The organism is Acidovorax sp. HDW3, from assembly GCF_011303755.1.
In the GTDB taxonomy this organism is placed as follows: Bacteria; Pseudomonadota; Gammaproteobacteria; order Burkholderiales; family Burkholderiaceae_C; genus Paenacidovorax.
In genome coordinates, this window is record NZ_CP049885.1 from 1,273,073 (window position 1) to 1,292,183 (window position 19,111).

Consider the following 19,111-nt stretch of genomic DNA (forward strand, 5'->3'; position numbering starts at 1 on the left):
CGGGGATGGGATTACAGGGCTTCGGCCTTGGCATGGCGGGCCGCATTCGCCGCCTGCTTGAAGGGGTCGTGGCCGATGCGGCGCAGGGCGTCGATGAAGAACTCGCCCGGGTGGCGCAGTTCGCGGTAGGTGTCGAGCAGCGCCTCGATCACGCCCGGCACCTCGGCGGCGGTGAACGCCGGGCCGACGACCTTGCCGCCAATGGCCGGGCCGGACAAGGCCGTGCCGTCTGCGCCGCCCAGGGTGACCTGGTACCACTCCTTGCCGTCCTTATCGACGCCCAGGATGCCGATGTGGCCGCTGTGGTGGTGGCCGCAGCTGTTGATGCAGCCGCTCATGTGCAGGTCGATGGGGCCGATGTCGAACAGCTCATCGAGGTCTTGGTAACGCTCGGTCACGGCGGCGGCAATGTGCAGCGAGCGGGCATTGGCCAGCGAGCAGAAATCCCCACCCGGGCAGGCAATCATGTCGGTCAAAAGGCCAATGTTGGGCTGCGCCAGCCCGAGCTTGCGCGCCGCCTCATACAGCGCGGGCAGGTCGGCCTCGAACACCCAGGGCAGTAGCAGGTTTTGCTCGTGCGTCAGGCGCGCTTCGGCGGCAGAGAACTGCTCGGCCAGTTGCGCCAGGGCGTCCAGCGTGTTGGCGTCGGCGTCGCCCGGGGCAAAGCCCACGCGCTTGAAGGACAGGGTCACCGTCTTCATGCCTGGCAGGCGGTGGCCGCGCACGTTCTGCGCCAGCCAACGCTGGTAGAGCTGGCCCTTGGGATCGACCTTGGCTTGCAGGTTGGCGGGCTTCAATTCCGGCACGACGAAGTGGCTGGTGACGCGGTCGAGCTCGGCCTGGGTGATGGTGTGGGGCGCGCCGTCCAGATCGACGATGGCGCGGTATTCCTTCTCCACCGCGTCGATGAAAGCCTGGCCTTCGCTTTTCACCAAAATCTTGATGCGCGCCTTCCACTTGTTGTCGCGCCGACCGTAGCCGTTGTAGACGCGGATGATGGCCTCGGTGTAGTTCAGCAACTCGGCCCAGGGCAAAAATTCGCGCACGGTGGTGCCAATGATGGGCGTGCGCCCCATGCCGCCGCCCACCTTCACCGTAAAGCCCACCTCGCCCGCGTCGTTCTTCAAAGCCTGCAGGCCGATGTCGTACCAGCCGATGGCGGCACGGTCTTCACGGGCGCCGTTGAAGGCAATCTTGAACTTGCGCGGCAGGTAGCTGAATTCGGGGTGCAGCGAGCTCCACTGGCGCGTGATTTCGGCAAACGGGCGGCAATCAACGATGCCGTCCTCGGCAATGCCTTCGAGCGCATCGCAGGTGATGTTGCGGATGTCGTTGCCGCTGGTCTGTATGCCGTGCATGTGCACGCTGGCCAGCAGGTCCATCACGTCGGCAGCCTTGGTGATGGGAATCCAGTTGAACTGGCAGTTGGTGCGCGTGCTGAAGTGGCCGTAGCCGTACTTCAAAGGTGCGGCGGCCAGGGTGGCGCCGGGCTGCGACGCTTCCAGTGCGTCTTGCGTGGCCTGGGCGTGGGCCAGCAGCTCGGGCGTGGGCTGGTCGTATTCGCGGGCGATGCGGCCCAGGGTGCGCAGTTGCAGGCTGCTGATCTCGCCATAGGGCACGGCGATGCGGGCCATGGGCGCGTAACGCTGGATGTACCAGCCGTTTTGCAGGCGCAGGGGCAGCATTTGCTCGTCGCTCAGCTCGCCGCGCTGCCAGCGTTCCAATTGGTCATGAAACTGCTGGGCGCGCAGCTTGACGAATTGCTTGTCGAAGTCGGTGTATTGGTACATGGTGGGGTATCAAACGAGAACAAGTTTTGCGCCCGCCCAGGCGAGCAGCACGGAAAGAATGGAGCGAATCAGCCGCTCGGGCGTGCGGCTGACCAGGCGCGAGCCCAGCCAGATGCCCGGCAGCGAGCCAGCGAGCAGCTGCGCCAGCAGCGGCCAATCGACCGAGCCCAGCGACGCATGGCCCAGGCCGGCTACCAGCGTCAGCGGCACGGCGTAGGCAATGTCGGCGGCCACGATGCGCGGCAGCGGCAGGTGCGGGAACACCAGCAGCAGCACGGTGACGCCGATCGCGCCCGCGCCCACTGAGGTGAACGTCACCAACAAACCAATGACGGCGCCCAGCAGCACCGGCAGGCTCCAGTGGCGCGGGTGATCGGCCTGTGCGGCGTGGGCGGCGCGGGCCGCTGCAGCCTGCGCCTGGCGCTGGGGCGAGAACACCAGCACTTTGTAGAACGTGGCGGCGGCGGTGAGCAGCAAGGCGGCGCCCAGGGTGCTGGTCATCAGGCGCTGGGCGCTGGCGCTGTCTGGCCCCAGGTGGCGCAGCAGCCACAGCCCAGCGAACGCTGCAGGAATGCTGCCCGCGCACAGCAGGCCGACCACGCGCCAGGGCACCAGGCGCTGGCGCGCCAGGCTGACGGTGCCGCCCAGCTTGGTGAAGGCGGCAAACAGCAAGTCGGTGCCAATGGCCAGATGGGGTTTGACGCCGAAGAAAAAAATCAACACCGGCGTCATCAGCGAGCCGCCTCCCACCCCCGTCAAACCGACGATGAGACCGACCGCAAACCCCGCAACGATGAAGGTGATTTCAGGCATGGCCGCGACTGTAGTGGCGGCCCATATAAAACCAAACGATTGTTTTGCGCTTTTCTTATGCGTATAAGCTTATATGCGAAGACGCTCTGCCTGCAGCGATTGCGCCACCTTGGCTTCGAGCGGCAGGGGCTCGGCGTGCAGTTGCGCGGCCAGGATTTCGCCGCAGAGCAAGGCGTTGGTCAGACCGCGCGCGCCAAAGGCGGTGCTCAGGCACAGCCCCGGCAGGGCTGGGTCGATGGGGCCGACGGCGGGGCGCCGGTCGGGCGCAGCGCAGCGCACGCCTGACCAGGCTTGTATGGCGCCGGGCTGTGCAAACAGTGGCGCCATGGCCTGGGCCAGCGCGGGCAGCAGGCCCTGCAGGCGCTGCTGGTTGTAGGCTTGGCCGGCGGCCTCTTCCTCGGCACTCTTGGGCAGCTGGGTTTGGCCGCGCTCAAAGGTGGAGCCCAGTACCCAGATGGGGGCCCCTTCCTCGGTGGGCGCCTGCGGCACCAGGTTGCCGTGGCCGTTGACGGGGAAGGGTGGCAGCGGCGTGGGGCAGTCTGCCACTGGGCCCCAGCTGACCTGGCCGCGCAGCGGGCGCAGGCTGCCGGCCTGCAACCGTTCTTGGCACAGGGCGATGCTGCCGGCGCCGGTGGCCAGTACCACCAGCGGCGCCTGGGCCAGGAGCTGGCCGGCGCTGTCGTACAGGCGCCACTGCGGCGCGGCGCCAGCGGTGTCGGGGGCGCGTTCGATACGGGCCACGGTGCTGCCGCCTTGCCAGCGGATGCCCGGTTGCGCCAGCAGGGCGGCAATCAGGCGTGCCGGGCGCACCCAGCCGCCCTGGCTGTGCCATTGGGCTACGGCGTTCGGTGGCAGGCCGGCGGCGGCCCGCTGGCCATCGCTGGCCGGTTGTAGCCAGTCGGCGCCGGGGTGGTCTTCTTGCTGCCAGGCGCTGGGCAGGCTGAGTTTGCTGTCCACGCAGTGTTCCAGCACGCCGCTGGGCGCCCAGTCCTGGCCCTCGGTCAGCAGGGCCTGGGCCGTTTCGCGCACCAGGCGCAGGCCGGCACGGGTCAGGCGCGAGAGCGGGGCGTCGTCGGGTGAGCTGTGCAGGGCGAACAGGCCCGCTGGCAGGCCCGAGGCGCCGGCGGCGGGCGCCAGGCCCTGGTCGAGCACCGTCACCCGCCAGCCCCGGCGCGCCAGGCTGGCGGCGGCGGCGCTGCCAGCCAGGCCGCTGCCCACGACCACGCAGTGGCTGGGAGAGAGGGGGGCCGGCTTGTCGCCCGCGTGGCGCAGTGTCCAGCTGGGATCAAAGCGTGCCTGCAATCCGGTGGGTTGGGGCTGCACGGTAAAGCCGCATTGCGCCAGTGCTGCCGCCAGGGGCGCGCCGGCACCAGCGTGGGCCAACAGGGTGCCGCGCCGGCAACAGCGGGCGAGGGTCTTGAGCAGATGCAGGGTGTCGGCCTCGGCGGTGGGCAGGGGGCCGAGGCAGATGCTGTCAAATTCGGGTTGTTGCTGGCGCAGCAGGCTGTGCGCGTCGCCAACGTACAGCGTCAGCAGCACGCGCCCGCCGTCAAAGCCCAGGCGGTGCACGCCGGGCAGCAGCCCCCAGCATTGCGCGGCCAGTGTGTGCGCCAGCGCGCGCCAGGCGGGTGGGGCGGCGCGCAATAGCTCGGCGCCCGCCAAGGGCTGGGCCAGGCAGGCAACGAAGTGCAGCAGGCGCGGGCGTGCAGGATCGGCCTGCCAGGCAGCCCAGGTGGCGAGAAAGTTCTGGCCCAGGCCGAAATCGGTATCCAGGATGCGCCACTGCGCCTGTTGAGCCCAGGCGGTGGGCAGGCCGCAGCCGTGCAACAGCGTTGAGAAAGTCATGAGGGGATGATCGGAGCTGTGGCTGGCGGCGGCCATGAGTCGGGTGGTATTTATTTGGTGGGGGGAACGTAGCCGGCGGCGGCGTCGGCGCCGCTGCCGAAGAAATGGTTTTCCATCTGGCGCGCCAGGTACTGGCGGGCGCGGGCGTCGGCCAGGTTGAGGCGGTTTTCGTTCACCAGCATGGTCTGGTGCTTGAGCCAGTCGCCCCAGGCTTGTTTGCTCACGCTGTCAAAAATGCGCTTGCCGAGCTCGCCAGGGTAGGGCGGGAAATCCAGGCCGGGGGCGTCTTGGCCGAGTTTGATGCAGTGAACCGTGCGTGCCATGGGGGTGTCCTTTGTGGGGTGGGATGGAAATACGCGGGCGCCCGCTGCTGGTTTGTCCGGATGGACGGCGCTTGCGGGCTGCCGAAAAAAGCGCCGTCACTTTAGCAAGCTTGCAGTGGCCGGCAGGGCTGATTTTGCCCTTGAAGCCGATAACAACCGGGGAAACACCCTGCAGTTTCGCCTTATATGCGCTAGCATTTGCGCCATGACGTCCACCGCTACACAAGAAGCCGCCCAGGTGCCGGTGCCCCAGACACCCCCGGCCTTGCCTGCGCATTGTTTTCGTATGCCCCTGTTTCATCCGGGGGTGAAGGTGCGCCTTGATGGGCGCAGCGAAACCGTCAGCCACATCATGATCCGCAAGCAGCTGGTGTGCGTACACCTGGTGGGGCGCGAAACGCCGGTGCGCCCCGATCAGCTGGAGCTGCAACCCACCTTGTTTACCACCGAGCGCCGCCCTGAGCCGCTGCTGATGTAATTTTTAGCTGCGCCGGGCCATGGCTTGGCCCAGGCGCACCGGGTGCGTAGGCGCCCAGTCGGGGTTGAACTGCAGACCGCCCTGCGGAAACAGCAGCACCACGGTCGAACCCAGTAAGAAGCGCCCCATCTCCTCACCCTGCTGCAGGGTGATGTTTTGCGCGCCGTAATCCCAGCTGCGCAGTACCCCGGTGCGTGGCGGGTTGACCAGGCCATGCCAGACGGTGGCCATGCTGCCGACAATGGTGGCGCCCACCAACACCATCACCAGGGGGCCGGCGCTGGTTTCAAAGCTGCACACCACGCGCTCGTTGCGCGCGAACAATCCGGGCACGCCACGCGCCGTCGTCGGGTTGACCGAGAACAATGCCCCGGGTACGTGCACCATGCGCAGCAGGCGGGCGCTGCAGGGCATGTGGATGCGGTGGTAGTCGCGCGGGCTCAGGTAGATGGTGGCGAAGTGCCCGTTTTGGAACTGCGCCGCCAGCGCCGCATCGCCGCCCAGCAGGGCCGTGGTGCTGTAGTGGTGGCCCTTGGCCTGAAAAATCTGATCCTCGGCAATGGCACCCAACTGACTGACGGCTCCATCGACGGGGCAAATCCAATCGGCGGCGGCCAGCGGGCGCGCACCCGGGCGCAGGGCGCGGGTGAAAAAATCGTTGAAGCTGGCGTACGCGGCCGGGTCTGGGTTGGCGGCCTCGCTCATGTCCACGCCATAGCGGGTGATGAAGCGGCGGATGATGGCCGTCGTCCAGCGCCCACCTTGCGCGCCGGCCAGGCGCCCCATGAGGGTGGTCAGGGCCTGCTTGGGCAGGAGGTATTGCGGCAAAACGGCAAGGCGGTCAGACAAGGTGCGGGCTCGGTGTTAGTCAAAGGGCGCGCCATTCTAGCCAGCGGCCGGCAATGGCCGCTGGCTGCAAAGATTTTGGCGGCGCGGCACAATGCGCGCCCCACGGCTGCCGCCTTGATCCCGCGTTGAGCTTTTTCGTCACCATGCCTTCTACTGTTCCTGCCGCCCCTTCGCCTTTGCGCCGCTGGTTGCGTAATTTTTGGCCCGCTTCCTTGGGGATCAACCGGCGTGAGCATCTGCGCATGGCTTGCGGCGCATTCTTGGGCGTGGCCCTGGCGGCACTGTTAGGGCGTTGGTGGGCGTTGGTGCTGGGAGTCGATGGCCCTTGGATGGTGGCCTCGTTCGGCGCCAGCGCGGTGCTGGTGTTTGGCTTGCCCGCCAGTCCCCTGGCGCAGCCCTGGCCGGTGCTGGCGGGAAGCACTTTGTCGGCCTTGGTGGGAGCGCTGTGTGCCACGCTGGTGCCTGATCCGGTTTGGGGTGGTGCCCTGGCGGTGGGTTTGGCGCTGGCATTGATGGTGCAGCTGCGCTGCCTGCATCCGCCCGGTGGTGCCATGGCGCTGCTGGTGGTGCTCAACCACGGCGGCGGCGTGCACCTGGCGGTGTTCCCGGTGCTGGTCAACGTGCTCGTGCTGCTGGCGGTGGCCGTCGTCTACAACACCTTGACCGGGCGCAGCTACCCCCACCCGCAGCGCGCCAAGGCCGCCGTCGGTGGCTTTAGCACGGCGGATATGGATGCGGCGCTGGCACACTACAACCAGGTGCTCGACATCAGCCGCTCCGACCTCGAAGGGCTGCTGCACCAGGTCGGGCGGGCGGCTTTCCAGCGTACCCTGGGCGAGCTGCGCTGCAGCGATATTATGTCCAGCCCGCCCTTTGCCGTGGAGCAGGGCGTGGCGCTGCAAGACGCCTGGGCGCTGCTGCGGCGTGAGCAGATCAAGGCGCTGCCAGTGGTCGATGGCGAGCGGCAGGTGGTGGGCATCGTCACGGTGGCCGACTTCATGCGCCTGGTGAACCTGGACGTGCGCGAGGGCCTGGGCCAGCGCCTGCGCACCCTGGTGATGGGGCGCGGCAAAAATCCAACGCAGGTTAACGGCATCATGAGCGCACCCGTGCAAGTGGCGCAGGCCAGTCAGCACGTGATGGACCTGGTGCCGCTGTTCTCGCACGGTGGCCACCACCACATTCCCATCGTTGATCCGGAGCAGCGCCTGGTGGGCATCATCACCCAGACCGACTTGGTGCGCGCGCTGGCAAGGGCGATTCAGGCGGCGCAGTAAAGCACGCAACGCGCTACAATTGGCAGGTTCTACGCACAGCTGCCCTGCAGCGTCTGCCAGTCAGGCCGCCCAACCGGCCTTCGCCCGAATATGCGCCTCGGGCGCAGCGACTCCCATCGCCCGCACGCACCGTGTTCATGTGCTGCCGCACAGCGGCACATGCGGGGTGGTTTTCTCGTCGGCTCCTGTGCCCTACTGAATTTTTGTATTGAGAGATTGAAATGGCAAAAGAAGAACTGATCGAAATGCAGGGCAGCGTGACCGAAGTGCTGCCCGATTCGCGCTTTCGCGTCACCCTGGACAACGGTCACCAGCTGATCGCCTACACCGGCGGCAAGATGCGCAAGCACCACATCCGTATCCTGGCCGGCGACAAGGTGTCGCTGGAAATGTCGCCCTACGACCTGACCAAGGGTCGCATCACCTTCCGCCACCTGCCAGGTCGTGGCCCGGCACCGAGCGCTGCACGCTGATTAAAAAAAACCGGGCGGCGCCACCTGCACGCAGCAATGCTGCACAAATTCTTGGGTTTTGTTCCGTCTTGTGCCGCTGGTTATGTATTTTGCAGGTTAGAATGCCAGCTGTCGGAGCGTAGCGCAGCCTGGTAGCGCATCTGCTTTGGGAGCAGAGGGTCGCGAGTTCGAATCCCGCCGCTCCGACCAATCGAATACAAAAAGCCCTCCAAGGATCAAGCTTGGAGGGCTTTTTCGTTCGGTGCAAGATCGCGGCCGGTCTAGCCGGCGGTCAACTCCGCCAAATCGCGCTCCAGCAACGACGGATCGCCCAATTGCAGCTCAATCAGGCGGCGCAGATGGGTGACGCTGTCGAGGTCAATATTGCGGCAACGAAGGCCAATGCTGTGGCCCTCGGCGTATACCACCTGCATCGACATCGCAATGTGATCGCGGTCGGTCAGCTGGATGGTTAATTGGCATGGAGTACCCGCTGTAGGGGGCGTGGCACTGGGGGCGTGCAGCAAGGCGCCTTTGAGCGATAGGTCGAGCACCTGCACGTCGAGTGTGCCTTGGGCACTCGTCAGTTGGGCGGGGCTGTCAAATTGGACGCGAACAAAGTGGCGGCGCTCATGCGGCATGGTGACTCCTGGTAAATAAAAATGAATGGCAATCCTGGGCAGCAAGGGCAGGGAAACACGATAGCATTGAAGCAGCAACTCGCTTGTCGCAACGAAGGAGAAAACGCATGTTCAAGCATATTTTGGTTCCTGTCGATGGTTCTGCAACCTCTGACAATGCTGTAGACAAAGCTGTTGGCTTGGCCAAAACATTTGGAGCCCAGGTGACGGTGTTGTACGTGATTGATCCCTACCCGTTTACTGGCGTTGGCGCTGATTTTGCTTACGGTCAGGCCCAGTACCTGAGTGCTGCCACCGCCGAGGCCAACCTGGCTCTGGATGAGGCGAAAAAAATTTTTGAAGCAGCCCAAGTGCCCGTCACCACCCTGGTGGGTGAAGGCCATGCTGTGCACGATGGCATTGCACGTGTGTTGGAGAGCGTGGACGCAGATCTGATCGTGATGGGCTCCCACGGCCGTCGCGGGCTGGAAAAGCTCATGCTCGGTAGCGTGACGCAACGCGTACTAGGTGTGGTGCATGTGCCGGTGCTGGTGGTGCGTGATTGAGTTTTGCCTTCCAGTAATAAAAAACGGCCTTGAAAAAGGCCGTTTTTTATGTCCGTACCTGTCAAGTCCCACCTGTTTGCAGGCCCGCTTCTTGAACGGCGCTGGTTTTCTGTGCTGGACGCCCAGGTTCCGGGCCATCAGGCGGCCAGCTGCGTCAGTACGCTCACCAACACCGGCGTGATGAACGTGGTGGGGTTCATCAAGCCTGGCGGCACGCCAATGCTTGCATCTGGCTCACAGCCCCTGGGATGCCCTGTGGGCGCGTACAAAGGCCTCGAATTCTGCGGCCGGTAGTGGCCGGCTGAGGTGGTAGCCCTGGATGGCGTCGCAGCCTCGGTGGCGCAGCCAGGCGAGCTGCTCGGCGGTTTCCACGCCTTCGGCGATGGTGCGCAGGCCGAGGCTGCGGGCCAGCTGGATGATGGCGGTGGCGATGGCCTGGTCGTCAGGGTCGGTCACCAGGTCTTGCACGAAGGATTGGTCGATCTTGAGCTTGTCGATGGCCAGGCGCTTGAGGCGGCTGAGCGAGGAATAGCCGGTACCAAAATCGTCGATCGCCAGGCGCACGCCGAGCTGGCTCAGCGCTTGCATTTGCTCTATGGCCTGTTGTGGGTTTTTCAGCGCCACGGCCTCGGTCAGTTCCAGTTCCAGGCAGTCGGGCGGGACGCCGCTGGCGTGCAACCATTGCGCCACCTGGGCGGGTAATTCGGGCTGGTTGAACTGTACGCCCGAGAGGTTCACGGCCAGGGTCAGTGGCTGCAAGCCGGCGTCGAGCCAGGCGCGCAGCTGGCGCAGGGCGCTGTGCAGTACCCATGCGCCCATGGGCACGATCAGGCCGCTCGCTTCTGCCAGGGGGATGAATTCTGCGGGCGAGACAGCGCCCATGCTGCTGCTGTGCCAGCGCAGCAGCACTTCGGCGCTGTGGATCTGGCCGCTTTGCAAATCGAGCTGCGGCTGGTACACGAGGGCAAATTCCTCCCGGGCCAGCGCCCCCTTGAGGGCGTGGCCCAGCGCCAGGGCGCGCGTGGCCTGGGCCTGCATACTGGCGGTGGCAAATTGGTAGCGGTTGCGCCCTTCCTGCTTGGCGCGGTACATGGTGGTTTCGGCACGCTGCAGCAAGGATTCGAATTCTTGCCCATCGCTTGGGAACAAGGCAATGCCGATGGAGACGGTGACGGAAATATCTTCCCCGCCCAGCGACAGCGGCCGTGCCAGCAGGCCCAGCAGGCGCTGCGCCAGGGTGGCTGCGCCGTGTTCCCCCGTGGCGGGTAGCAGGACAATGAAGCTGTCACCGGCATGGCGTGAGATCAAATCCTGGCCTTTGACGTGGTCGCGCAGGCGGCGTGTCATCTCCAGCAGCAGCAAGTCGCCCATGTGGTGGCCCAGGGCATCGTTCACGTCCTTGAAGTGGTCGATGTTCAGCCACAGTACGGCCACCGGCTTGGTTTGTTGGCTCAGGTGGGTGAACTCCGTGCCCAGCAGCCTGCGGTTGGGCAGGCCGGTGAGCGGGTCGTGCTGCGTGAGTTTCTGGATGCGTTCGGCGGCTTGCTTGCGCTCGGTGATGTCTTCCTTGTGCGCCAGAAAATGCGTCACCTGGCCCTGCGCATCGCGCACCGGGGAGATGTGCACCTGCTCGGTGTATTCGGCGCCATCCTTGCGGCGGTTGATGATCTCGCCCTGCCAGGGCTTGCCCTGGCTGAGCTGGTGCCACATGGCGCGGTAGGTGGCTGCGGGCGTTTTGCCCGACTGCAGCAGGCGCGGGTTTTGCCCCTGGGCCTCGGCGGCGCTGTAGCCGCTGCTGCGGGTAAAAGCCTGGTTGACGTATTGGATGCGGGCTTGCAGATCGGTGATGACGATGGTCACCGGGCTTTGCTCGACGGCGTGCCAGAGCTTGTGCAGTTCGTGCTCGGTTTGCTCGCGCGCGGTGACGTCGCGCGAGAGCACCAGGAAGGATTCCTCCTCCCCCGGCGCCCCATTTTGGCGAGCGACGGATAGCTCAAACCAGCTGTGGCTGCCGTTTTGTACCGTCAGGGCGATCGTCTTGCCGTGCGAGACGCCGTGCGTGCGTGCCTCGGCAATGGCTGCGAGCACGGTGGCTGCGGGCTCGGCCGGCATGGCCTCGTGCACGCTGCGTCCGAGCAGCTGGGGGCCGGGGGCGCTCAGGGCCTGGTGCTGCTGGGTGTGCACCTGCAGATAACGCCCCTGGCCATCGAGCTCAAACAGCAAATCCGGTAGAGCGCTGAGCGTGGCTTGCAATTGGCTTTCGGAGTGGTGCAACAGGGCGTAGGGGCGGCGTACGGTTTCGGTAAACAGGGCGTTGTAGAGGAAAAAATACGCCAACCCTTTGTACAGGTGACCGAGCAGGTTGTAGATGTCGGTGATGTTGGCGTAGAGCGTGAAAAAAAACTCCCCCAGCGCCATGGTGCAGGCGGCGGCGAACAGCCCACTGGTATGAAACTGCCGTGGCTGGCGCAGGTGGGGCAGCAGCAGGGCGGCGGTGAGCAGGTTCAGAGCGATGAGGATGTACTCAAAACCAAGTTTGAACGCCGTCAGCCCTTGGCCGGGCTCAAAAAATGGTGGCAGCCACTGCGGACGCAGCAGCACCAGCGCGTGCACGGCAGCGACTGCGGCGAGCACCAAGACCAGCAGTGCCCAGTGCGGCAGCCGGGTGCGCTCGCGCCCCCAGGGCAGGGCGGCAGCGAGCAGGGCCAGGGCGCCCAGAAGGCGGGCTGCGAGCCAGAAGGCGATGGCCTTGTCGATGCCGCTGGGGGTAACGTAGTCCGGCATCCCGCTGTACGACAGCATGTGCGAAAAATCGAGCAGTGCCACGCCCAGAAAGCCTGCACCCAACAGCAGCACGTTGCGCGGCAGGGCTTCGCGGCGCAGGCTCCAGACCAGGCCAAAGATCAGCGCCGCCAGCGTGATGTCGAGCGTTTCCAGGGCGCTGTGCAGCGGCAGGTAGGCGGCCAGGCCCCGTGTGCTGGCCGGCATGTGCCAGAAGCTGGTCAGCAGCGCCAGGAGCAGCAGCAGGGCCACGCTCAGGAGCAGGCGGCGTGCCTGGGGTTGGTGGCTGGGGTGGATCCACATGTGTGGGAATGTAGCATCTGGCTATGGCGCCTGCGCGGTATGGGGCAAGCCGCGCTGTAAGATGGCATGGCGCGCTGCGCCATGGTGCATAACCGTTGCCAAGGCGCGAATTCATTGGGTTTTTAGCTACGAAAGGTTTGTATGACTGCTTCCGTCTCCGACACCGTCTCCACCTCCCAGGGCGAACTCGAAAAACTGGTGAGCGACCTGCGTGGCCTGCTCTCGAGCAAGGATCTGGACACCATTCCTGAAATCAAGCTGCTGCGCCAGCGCATCGACGACGGCATGTCCAACGTGCGCGATTCGGCCGTGCGCGCCGCACAAGAGGCTGCACGCCAGGCCAAGGATGCCGCCCTGGCGGCCGACCGCTACGCCCATGACGAGCCCTGGCGCGTCGCTGGTGCCGCCCTGGCCGTGGGCGCGCTGGTGGGCTTTTTGCTGGCACGGCGCTAATCGCGGCGATGCGCATCAACGACTGGCTGGCGCTGCTCGGGCTCGAACGCCTGCGCGCACGCTGGCAGGCAGCGCTGGTCGAGGGCACCATCGCCCTGGACGACCGCGCCACGCTGGCGCGCCTGGAGTGGGTGGACTATAAGCGCCACCTGCTGCAGGCGCTGCTGTGGACGCTGGCGGTGGGCGGTCTGTTGGTGGTGGCGCTGCTGCTGCTGTCGCTGGCGCTGCTGGCGCAGTTTTGGGATTCGCCGCAGCGCCTGACCGTGGCCTGGGGCCTGGCGGCCTTGTGGCTACTGGCCTGGGGCGGGGCGCTGGTGGCCCTGCTGGCGGCGCTGCGCCGCTTGGGCCAGGGTTTTGCTCTGACTCGGCATGAGCTGCAGCAAGACTGGCAGAACCTGAAGGAGCCGCTGTGAGCAAATCTGCCGCACCCTCTGCAATGGATACGCCGCCGCCACTGCCCCCGGGCGTGACGCCCACCCCTGAACAACAGGCCGTGCTCGAACGCATTGCCGCCCAGCGTGCACGCCTGCGGGCGCGCTGCCGCGCCCAGCGCCAAGCCAGGGCACAGGCTGCCGCCCAGGTGCACGGCGCAGGGCTGCCGCCCGGGGCGCCTTTGCTGGCGCAGGTGGTGGCTTTTGTGCGCGCGCATCCCACGGCTGTCGCGGCAGCGGCTGCGGCTTTGGGGCTGGCCGCTGGCCCGCGCCGCGCGCTGCGCTGGGCCGGGGTGCTGCTGCCCCTGCTGCTGCGCCGGCGTTAATTTTTACCAGCGGCCTGGATGGCGCGCGCAGCCTGCGCCACCAGCGCCGGGCCCTGGTAGATCAGGCCGGTGTAAATCTGCACCACGTCGGCGCCGGCGCGGATTTTGCCCACCGCATCTTCGGCGCTCAGAATGCCGCCCACGCCAATGATCGGAAAGCCCGCGCCCAGGGCGGCGCGCAGCTGGGCGATGACGCGGTTGCTGGCCTCGTACACCGGCGCGCCGCTCAGGCCACCGGCCTCGTCCGCGTGCGGCAGGCCCTGCACGGCATCGCGCGCGATGGTGGTGTTGGTGGCAATCACGCCATCCATGCCGTGGCGCTGCAGCAGCTCGGCGATCACGGCCACCTGCTGCGTGTCCAGGTCGGGGGCAATTTTGATGAACACCGGCACGCGCCGGCCCTGCTGCTGCGCCAGCTGCGCGCGGCGCGCGGCGATGGCGGCGAGCAGGGCGTCGAGCGCCTCGTCGCTTTGCAGCGCGCGCAGGTTCTTGGTGTTGGGCGAGCTGATGTTGACCGTGACGTAATCAGCGTGGGCGTACACGCCATCGAGGCAGCGCAGGTAGTCGCTCGTGGCCTCTTCAATGGGGGTGGCGGCGTTTTTGCCGATGTTCAGGCCCAGCAGCGGCGGCTGCGCCTGCTGGCGAAAGCGGGCCTGTTGCACGTTGTGCACAAAGGCGTCGAGGCCGTCGTTGTTGAAGCCAAAGCGGTTGATGAGCGCCTGGCGTGCGGGCAGGCGGAACATGCGCGGCTTGGGGTTGCCCGGCTGGGGCTTGGGCGTGACGGTGCCGACTTCGACAAAGCCAAAGCCCATGGCGGCCAGGGCGTCGATGCAGCGGGCGTTTTTATCGAGCCCGGCGGCCAGGCCGACGCGGTTGGGAAACTGCAGGCCGGCGAGCGTGACCGGGTCGTGCACGCGCTGCTGGCACCAGGCCCACTGCAGTGGCGTGCGCTGCCCGCGTGCGAGCATGTCCATGGTGAAGTCGTGGGCGGCTTCGGCGTCCATGCCGAAAAGGAAAGGGCGGGCGAGGGCGTAGGGAATCAGAGACATAGGGATAATTCGCGGTTTTGCGGCGATTTTCCCATGACCTCTCCTGCTTCTACCCCTTTGACCCAAGATCAACTCAAGGCCCTGGTGGGCCAGGCTGCACTGCAGTACGTGCTGCCGGGCGAGATCGTGGGTGTGGGCACGGGCTCGACGGTGAACCATTTCATCGACGCCCTGGCGAGCATGAAGGGGCAGATCAAGGGCGCCGTCTCCAGCTCCGTGGCCAGCACGGCGCGCCTGCAGGCGCTGGGCATTGCGGTGTTCGATGCCAATGCCGTCGAGCGCCTGGCGGTGTACATCGACGGCGCCGATGAGATCGATGGCCGGGGCTATATGGTCAAGGGCGGTGGCGCGGCGCTGACGCGCGAGAAAATCGTCGCCGCGCTGGCCGAGCGTTTTGTCTGCATTGCCGATGCCTCCAAGCAGGTGGCGGTGCTGGGCGGTTTTCCGCTGCCGGTGGAGGTCATTCCGATGGCGGCGCAGCAGATTGCGCGCCGCTTTGCCGCCCTGGGCGGCCAGGCCCGGCTGCGCCTCAAAGACGGCCAGCCGCTGGTGACCGACAACGGCCAGCACATCCTGGACGTGCACGGCCTGCAGATTACCGAGCCGCTGGCGTTCGAGAGCGAGGTCAACCAGTGGCCGGGCGTGGTCACGGTGGGCGTGTTTGCACACCAGAAGGCCAGCGTTTGCCTGCTGGGCACGGCCGAGGGCGTGCAGACGCTGCAGTTTTAAGCCGGCACCTGCGGCTATGAAAAAGGGCGCTGCGCGCGCCCTGGTTCAAAAGATGATGCCTGCCGGGTTGCTCGGCCCCGGTCCGCCGTCGGCGGGCGCTGGTGCTGGGCGTGGGCTGGGTTCGGCCTTGTCTGGCGCTGCAGGCGTAGGGCTGACGGCCACCAGCGGCGTGGCAGCCGGGCGGCGGTAGCTCGGCGGCAGCTGCGATTGCTTGGGGTAGCCGGCCAGGTCCAGGTACTGCGTCCATTCGCTTTCAGAAAACCCGGTGAGCTGCTGGCGCCCGATGGTGCCAAAGGGCAGGCTGGTGCCGCCCGAGAGGCGCTTGAAAGCGTCGATGTCGTCGTTGGTACTGACGGTGCGCTCGGTAAACGGAATGCCGCGCGCCGTCAGCAGGCTGCGCGCGCTGGTGCAGGGCGGGCAGTCTTTGCCGGTGTAGAGCGTGACGGGGTAGCGGCTGGCGATTTGCTGCAGCTCGTAGGGCAGGCCGCCCTGGGCGCCAGCGCCGGCGCTGCGCACGCTGCTCGGGGCGGTTTGCGTGTCGGGCGCGCGGTCGGTGAAGGTGACTTTGCCGTCGGGGCCGACGCTGCGGTACACCTGCTGCGCCTGCACGGCGGCACTGGCCAGCAGGGCTGCGCAAGCGCAGGCGGCGAGCAGGGCGGGGCGGGGGGCAAAGCGGATGGTGTGCATGGGGCAGTCTCCTCTATAAAAATGATAGCTGCTCACGCTTGCTGCACAAGGGTTTCAATATGAAAAGTATTGCAAAGCCTTGTGCAGCAAGCGCGAAATGCTATGGTTTTTTTATTGCATTCCTTGGTGGCGCAGCAGCGCGTCGAGTTCCGGCGCGCGCCCCCGGAAGGCTTTGAACGATTCCATGGCCGGGCGGCTGCCGCCAGCTTCCAGAATCTCGCGACGGTAGCGCGCGCCGGTGGCGCTGTCAAAGTTGCCGTCGCTGTGCTGCGTTTCCTCGAAGGCGGCGTAGGCATCGGCCGAGAGCACCTCGGCCCATTTGTAGCTGTAGTAACCCGCCGCGTAGCCGCCGGCGAAGATGTGGCTGAAGGTGTGCGGCATTCGGTGGAAGGCGGGCGCGGGCAGCACGGCCACCTCTGCGCGCACCTGCTCGAGCAGCGCCAGGCAATCTTGCTGCGGGTCGTGGCCGGCGTGCAGCAGCATGTCGAAGAGCGAGTATTCGATCTGGCGCAGGGTCTGCATTCCGGCCTGGAAGTTCTTGGCGGCGATCATCTTGTCGTAGAGCGCGCGCGGCAGGGGCTTGCCGGTGTGAACATGTGCCGTCATGTGTTCGAGCACCGGCCATTCCCAGCAGAAGTTTTCCATGAACTGGCTGGGCAGCTCGACGGCGTCCCACTCGACGCCGCCGATGCCCGAGACGTCGCGCTCGTTCACCTGCGTCAGCAGGTGGTGCAGGCCGTGGCCGAATTCGTGGAACAAGGTGATGACGTCGTCGTGCGTGAGCAGCGCCGGGGCGCCATCGACGCCATCGGCAAAGTTGCACACCAGGTAGGCCACCGGGGTTTGCAGCTGGCCGTTGTCCGGGCGCAGCCAGCGCGTGCGTGCGTCGTCCATCCAGGCGCCGCCGCGCTTGCCGGCGCGCGCCGGTTGATCCAGGTAGAACTGGCCAACGAGCTGGCCGGCGCGCTCGATGCGGTAGAACTGCACGGCGGGGTTCCAGCGGCTGGCGCTGTCGGGGGCAATCGTTACGTCGAACAGGCTTTCGACGATCTTGAACAGGCCGGCGAGCACCTTGGGCGCGGTGAAGTATTGCTTGACCTCCTGCTCGCTGAAGGCGTAGCGCGCTTCCTTGAGCTTTTCGCTGATGTACGGCCAGTCCCAGGGCTGGGGATCGGCCAGGCCCAGTTCGCTGGCGGCGAAGGCGCGCAGGTCGGCCAGGTCGTGCTCGGCAAAGGGGCGGGCGCGCTGCGCCAGGTCGCGCAAGAAGGCGATGACCTGCGCCGGCGACTCGGCCATTTTGGCCACCAGCGAGACTTCGGCAAAGTGGGCGTAGCCCAGCAGCTGCGCCTCTTCCTGGCGCAGGGCGAGGATCTCGCGGATATGGGCGCTGTTGTCAAAACGCCGGCCCTCGCCCTCGGCCTGGTCGGAGGCGCGCGTGACGTAGGCGCGGTACAGGCGCTGGCGCAGCGCGCTGCTGCGCGCAAACTGCATCACCGGCAGGTAGCAGGGGATTTTGAGCGTGAGCTTGTAGCCCTCGTGCCCCTCGGCCTGGGCGGCGGCGCGGGCGGCCTGGGCGACGTCGGTGGGCAGGCCGTCGATCTCGTCGGCGCTGGCGTAGTAGGCCCAGTTGTCGGTGGCGTCGAGGGCGTTTTCGCTGAACTTCTGGCTCAGCTCGGCCTGGCGTTCCTGGATTTGCGTGAAACGCTCTTTTGCCGCGCCCTGCAGCTCGGCGCCCGAGAGCACGAAGCTGCGCAGGGCGTTTTTGTGCGCCTGGCGCTGCTCGGGGGTGAGGGTGGCGGTGTCAATCGCCTTGTATTGGGCGTACAGACGCTCGTCGGCGCCCAGGCGCGTCCAGAATTCGGTGACGCGTGGCAGGGCCTCGTTGTAGGCGGCGCGCAGCTCGGCGGTGTCAGCGACGCTGTTGAGGTGGCTGACCACGCCCCAGGCGCGCCCCAGGCGCTCGGTGGCTACGTCGAGCACGCCGGCAATGGCGTTCCAGTCGGCGGCAAAGTCGGCAGCGGTGACGCTTTGCAGCGCCTGTTCGGCCTGTGCCAGCAGGGTATCGAGCGCCGGGGCGACGTGCGCCGGCGTGATGCGCTCGAATGCGGGCAGGGCGGAAAAATCAAGAAGTGGATTGCTCATGCGCTCTGAGATGGGGTGGCCGGGCAGAAGGTTCAAGTTACCCTAAATCCGGCAGTTGGATGCGCCCGTCAGTGCTGTGATGGGCGTGCAAGGCAAGGCGAGAGGACGCCGCGCACTCCTGTGCGCAAGGACGAGCAACGCAGCATGGCGCGGCCAGCACGGTGCTGGCGGGTGCATAGCGCTCTCACCCAATAGGTGAACGCTACCGGAGCCAAAAATGTCAAAACTCATAAGGTGTTATTGAAGGTTGCAAGCGATCAGCTGCCGGATTTAGGGTTACAGCCGCTCGGCCGCTTCCAGGGTGTTGACCAGCAGCATGGTGATGGTCATGGGGCCGACGCCGCCGGGCACGGGGGTGATGTGGCTGGCCACCTGCGCTACGCCGTCAAAATCGACGTCGCCGCAGAGCTTGCCCTCGTCGTTGCGGTTCATGCCCACGTCGATGACGACCGCACCGGGCTTGACCATATCGGCGGTCAATACATTGCGCTTGCCCACGGCGGCGACCACGACGTCGGCCTGGCGCGTCATGGCCGCCAGGTCTGCCGTGCCGCTGTGGCAGACGGTGACGGTGGCGTTGGCAGCGAGCAGCATCATGGCCATGGGCTTGCCGACGATGTTGCTGCGGCCAATGACGACGGCGTGCTTGCCTTTGAGGTCTTTCATGCCGATGGATTCGAGCATCTTCATGCAGCCGTAGGGCGTGCAGGCTTTGAAGCCTACCTCGCCCACCATGAGCGCGCCGGCGCTGGCGACGTGAAAGCCGTCCACGTCCTTGGCCGGCGAGATGGCCTCGATCACCTTGTGGTCGTCGATGTGCTTGGGCAAGGGCAGCTGCACCAGGATGCCGTGGATGCTGGGGTCGTTGTTCAGTGCCTCAACGCGGGCGAGCAGCTCCTGCTCGGTCATGCTGGCGTCGTATTTTTCGAGCACCGAGTGAAAGCCCACGTCCTCGCAAGCCTTGACCTTGTTGCGCACATAGACCTGGCTGGCCGGGTTGTCGCCCACGAGCACCACGGCCAGGCCGGGGGTGATGCCGCGTGCTTTGAGGGTGGCGGTGCGCTGGGCGACTTCGGTGCGCAGCTGGCGCGAGAGGGCGTTGCCGTCGATGCGTTGGGCAGTCATGGTCAAGGACGATAGATAAGGGCTAAAAACAAAGCCAGCGCTTGTGGGGCAAGCGCTGGCAGCTATAAAAAC

Annotated in this window: 19 protein-coding genes and 1 tRNA gene; 9 read left to right on the top strand and 11 right to left on the bottom strand. The window is 66.2% G+C overall.

Features of this window, described 5'->3' with window-relative positions:
* Nucleotides 1-11: 11 nt before the first annotated feature.
* The 4 genes from G7045_RS05700 to G7045_RS05715 form a co-directional block, all read right to left on the bottom strand.
* Complete coding sequence (locus G7045_RS05700) at nt 12-1,790, bottom strand: nitrite/sulfite reductase (RefSeq protein WP_166158540.1); 1,779 nt, start codon at nt 1,788-1,790, stop codon at nt 12-14.
* 9 nt (nt 1,791-1,799) lie between these two features.
* Nucleotides 1,800-2,603 carry a sulfite exporter TauE/SafE family protein gene (locus G7045_RS05705; protein WP_166158543.1) on the bottom strand — a complete coding sequence of 268 codons (804 nt, stop codon included), beginning with the start codon at nt 2,601-2,603 and terminating at the stop codon, nt 1,800-1,802.
* 69 nt (nt 2,604-2,672) lie between these two features.
* A complete protein-coding gene (mnmC, locus tag G7045_RS05710; protein ID WP_166158546.1) occupies nt 2,673-4,448 on the bottom strand; it encodes an FAD-dependent 5-carboxymethylaminomethyl-2-thiouridine(34) oxidoreductase MnmC in 1,776 nt (591 codons plus the stop codon).
* A 50-nt stretch (nt 4,449-4,498) separates the two neighbouring features.
* The gene (locus tag G7045_RS05715) at nt 4,499-4,771 is read right to left on the bottom strand and encodes an oxidative damage protection protein (RefSeq protein ID WP_166158549.1); all 273 of its coding nucleotides are present in this window, start codon (nt 4,769-4,771) and stop codon (nt 4,499-4,501) included.
* Nucleotides 4,772-4,976: 205 nt separating this feature from the next.
* On the opposite strand from G7045_RS05715, the gene G7045_RS05720 reads away from it, so the two are divergent.
* The gene (locus tag G7045_RS05720; protein ID WP_166158552.1) at nt 4,977-5,249 is read left to right on the top strand and encodes a hypothetical protein; all 273 of its coding nucleotides are present in this window, start codon (nt 4,977-4,979) and stop codon (nt 5,247-5,249) included.
* Nucleotides 5,250-5,252: 3 nt separating this feature from the next.
* Here G7045_RS05720 and asd read toward each other — a convergent pair whose 3' ends face one another.
* Complete coding sequence (gene asd, locus G7045_RS05725; protein ID WP_166158555.1) at nt 5,253-6,098, bottom strand: archaetidylserine decarboxylase; 846 nt, start codon at nt 6,096-6,098, stop codon at nt 5,253-5,255.
* Nucleotides 6,099-6,241: 143 nt separating this feature from the next.
* On the opposite strand from asd, the gene G7045_RS05730 reads away from it, so the two are divergent.
* The 3 genes from G7045_RS05730 to G7045_RS05740 all read left to right on the top strand — a co-directional run bounded on the left by G7045_RS05730 (nt 6,242) and on the right by G7045_RS05740 (nt 8,037).
* Entirely contained in the window at nt 6,242-7,375 is a 1,134-nt protein-coding gene (locus tag G7045_RS05730; RefSeq protein ID WP_166158558.1) for an HPP family protein, read from the top strand.
* A gap of 221 nt (nt 7,376-7,596) precedes the next feature.
* Nucleotides 7,597-7,848: a translation initiation factor IF-1 gene (gene infA / locus G7045_RS05735; protein WP_166158561.1), complete on the top strand. Its 252-nt coding sequence runs from the start codon at nt 7,597-7,599 to the stop codon at nt 7,846-7,848.
* A 112-nt stretch (nt 7,849-7,960) separates the two neighbouring features.
* A tRNA-Pro gene (locus G7045_RS05740) sits at nt 7,961-8,037 on the top strand.
* 71 nt (nt 8,038-8,108) lie between these two features.
* On the opposite strand, the gene G7045_RS05745 is transcribed toward G7045_RS05740, so the two are convergent.
* Complete coding sequence (locus tag G7045_RS05745) at nt 8,109-8,468, bottom strand: PilZ domain-containing protein (protein ID WP_166158564.1); 360 nt, start codon at nt 8,466-8,468, stop codon at nt 8,109-8,111.
* Between the two features lie 107 nt (nt 8,469-8,575).
* Between G7045_RS05745 and G7045_RS05750 the strand changes: the two genes are divergently transcribed.
* Nucleotides 8,576-9,013, top strand: coding sequence for a universal stress protein (locus tag G7045_RS05750; RefSeq protein ID WP_166158567.1), 438 nt, complete (start codon nt 8,576-8,578; stop codon nt 9,011-9,013).
* A gap of 234 nt (nt 9,014-9,247) precedes the next feature.
* Here G7045_RS05750 and G7045_RS05755 read toward each other — a convergent pair whose 3' ends face one another.
* Nucleotides 9,248-12,097 carry an EAL domain-containing protein gene (locus tag G7045_RS05755; RefSeq protein WP_205737210.1) on the bottom strand — a complete coding sequence of 950 codons (2,850 nt, stop codon included), beginning with the start codon at nt 12,095-12,097 and terminating at the stop codon, nt 9,248-9,250.
* Between the two features lie 141 nt (nt 12,098-12,238).
* On the opposite strand from G7045_RS05755, the gene G7045_RS05760 reads away from it, so the two are divergent.
* From G7045_RS05760 to G7045_RS05770, 3 genes are read left to right on the top strand one after another with little or no spacing between them, the layout of a single operon-like run.
* A complete protein-coding gene (locus tag G7045_RS05760) occupies nt 12,239-12,550 on the top strand; it encodes a DUF883 family protein (protein WP_166158569.1) in 312 nt (103 codons plus the stop codon).
* A gap of 8 nt (nt 12,551-12,558) precedes the next feature.
* Nucleotides 12,559-12,963 carry a phage holin family protein gene (locus G7045_RS05765; protein ID WP_166158572.1) on the top strand — a complete coding sequence of 135 codons (405 nt, stop codon included), beginning with the start codon at nt 12,559-12,561 and terminating at the stop codon, nt 12,961-12,963.
* On the top strand, nt 12,960-13,307 hold the full coding sequence (locus G7045_RS05770) for a hypothetical protein (protein ID WP_370521733.1): 348 nt from the start codon (nt 12,960-12,962) through the stop codon (nt 13,305-13,307). Before G7045_RS05765 ends, G7045_RS05770 begins: the two co-directional genes overlap by 4 nt.
* Here G7045_RS05770 and G7045_RS05775 read toward each other — a convergent pair.
* Nucleotides 13,304-14,356: a quinone-dependent dihydroorotate dehydrogenase gene (locus G7045_RS05775; RefSeq protein WP_166158575.1), complete on the bottom strand. Its 1,053-nt coding sequence runs from the start codon at nt 14,354-14,356 to the stop codon at nt 13,304-13,306. The two genes, G7045_RS05770 and G7045_RS05775, sit on opposite strands and share 4 nt — an antisense overlap.
* Before the next feature lie 33 nt (nt 14,357-14,389).
* Between G7045_RS05775 and rpiA the strand changes: the two genes are divergently transcribed.
* Nucleotides 14,390-15,085 carry a ribose-5-phosphate isomerase RpiA gene (rpiA, locus tag G7045_RS05780; RefSeq protein WP_166158578.1) on the top strand — a complete coding sequence of 232 codons (696 nt, stop codon included), beginning with the start codon at nt 14,390-14,392 and terminating at the stop codon, nt 15,083-15,085.
* Nucleotides 15,086-15,130: 45 nt separating this feature from the next.
* On the opposite strand, the gene G7045_RS05785 is transcribed toward rpiA, so the two are convergent.
* The 3 genes from G7045_RS05785 to folD all read right to left on the bottom strand — a co-directional run bounded on the left by G7045_RS05785 (nt 15,131) and on the right by folD (nt 19,039).
* Nucleotides 15,131-15,772 carry a glutaredoxin family protein gene (locus tag G7045_RS05785; RefSeq protein ID WP_166158581.1) on the bottom strand — a complete coding sequence of 214 codons (642 nt, stop codon included), beginning with the start codon at nt 15,770-15,772 and terminating at the stop codon, nt 15,131-15,133.
* 111 nt (nt 15,773-15,883) lie between these two features.
* Complete coding sequence (locus G7045_RS05790) at nt 15,884-17,914, bottom strand: M3 family metallopeptidase (protein WP_166158584.1); 2,031 nt, start codon at nt 17,912-17,914, stop codon at nt 15,884-15,886.
* Nucleotides 17,915-18,190: 276 nt separating this feature from the next.
* Nucleotides 18,191-19,039 (bottom strand): bifunctional methylenetetrahydrofolate dehydrogenase/methenyltetrahydrofolate cyclohydrolase FolD, encoded by an 849-nt coding sequence (folD, locus tag G7045_RS05795; RefSeq protein ID WP_166158587.1) that lies wholly within the window; start codon nt 19,037-19,039, stop codon nt 18,191-18,193.
* Nucleotides 19,040-19,111 lie beyond the last annotated feature (72 nt).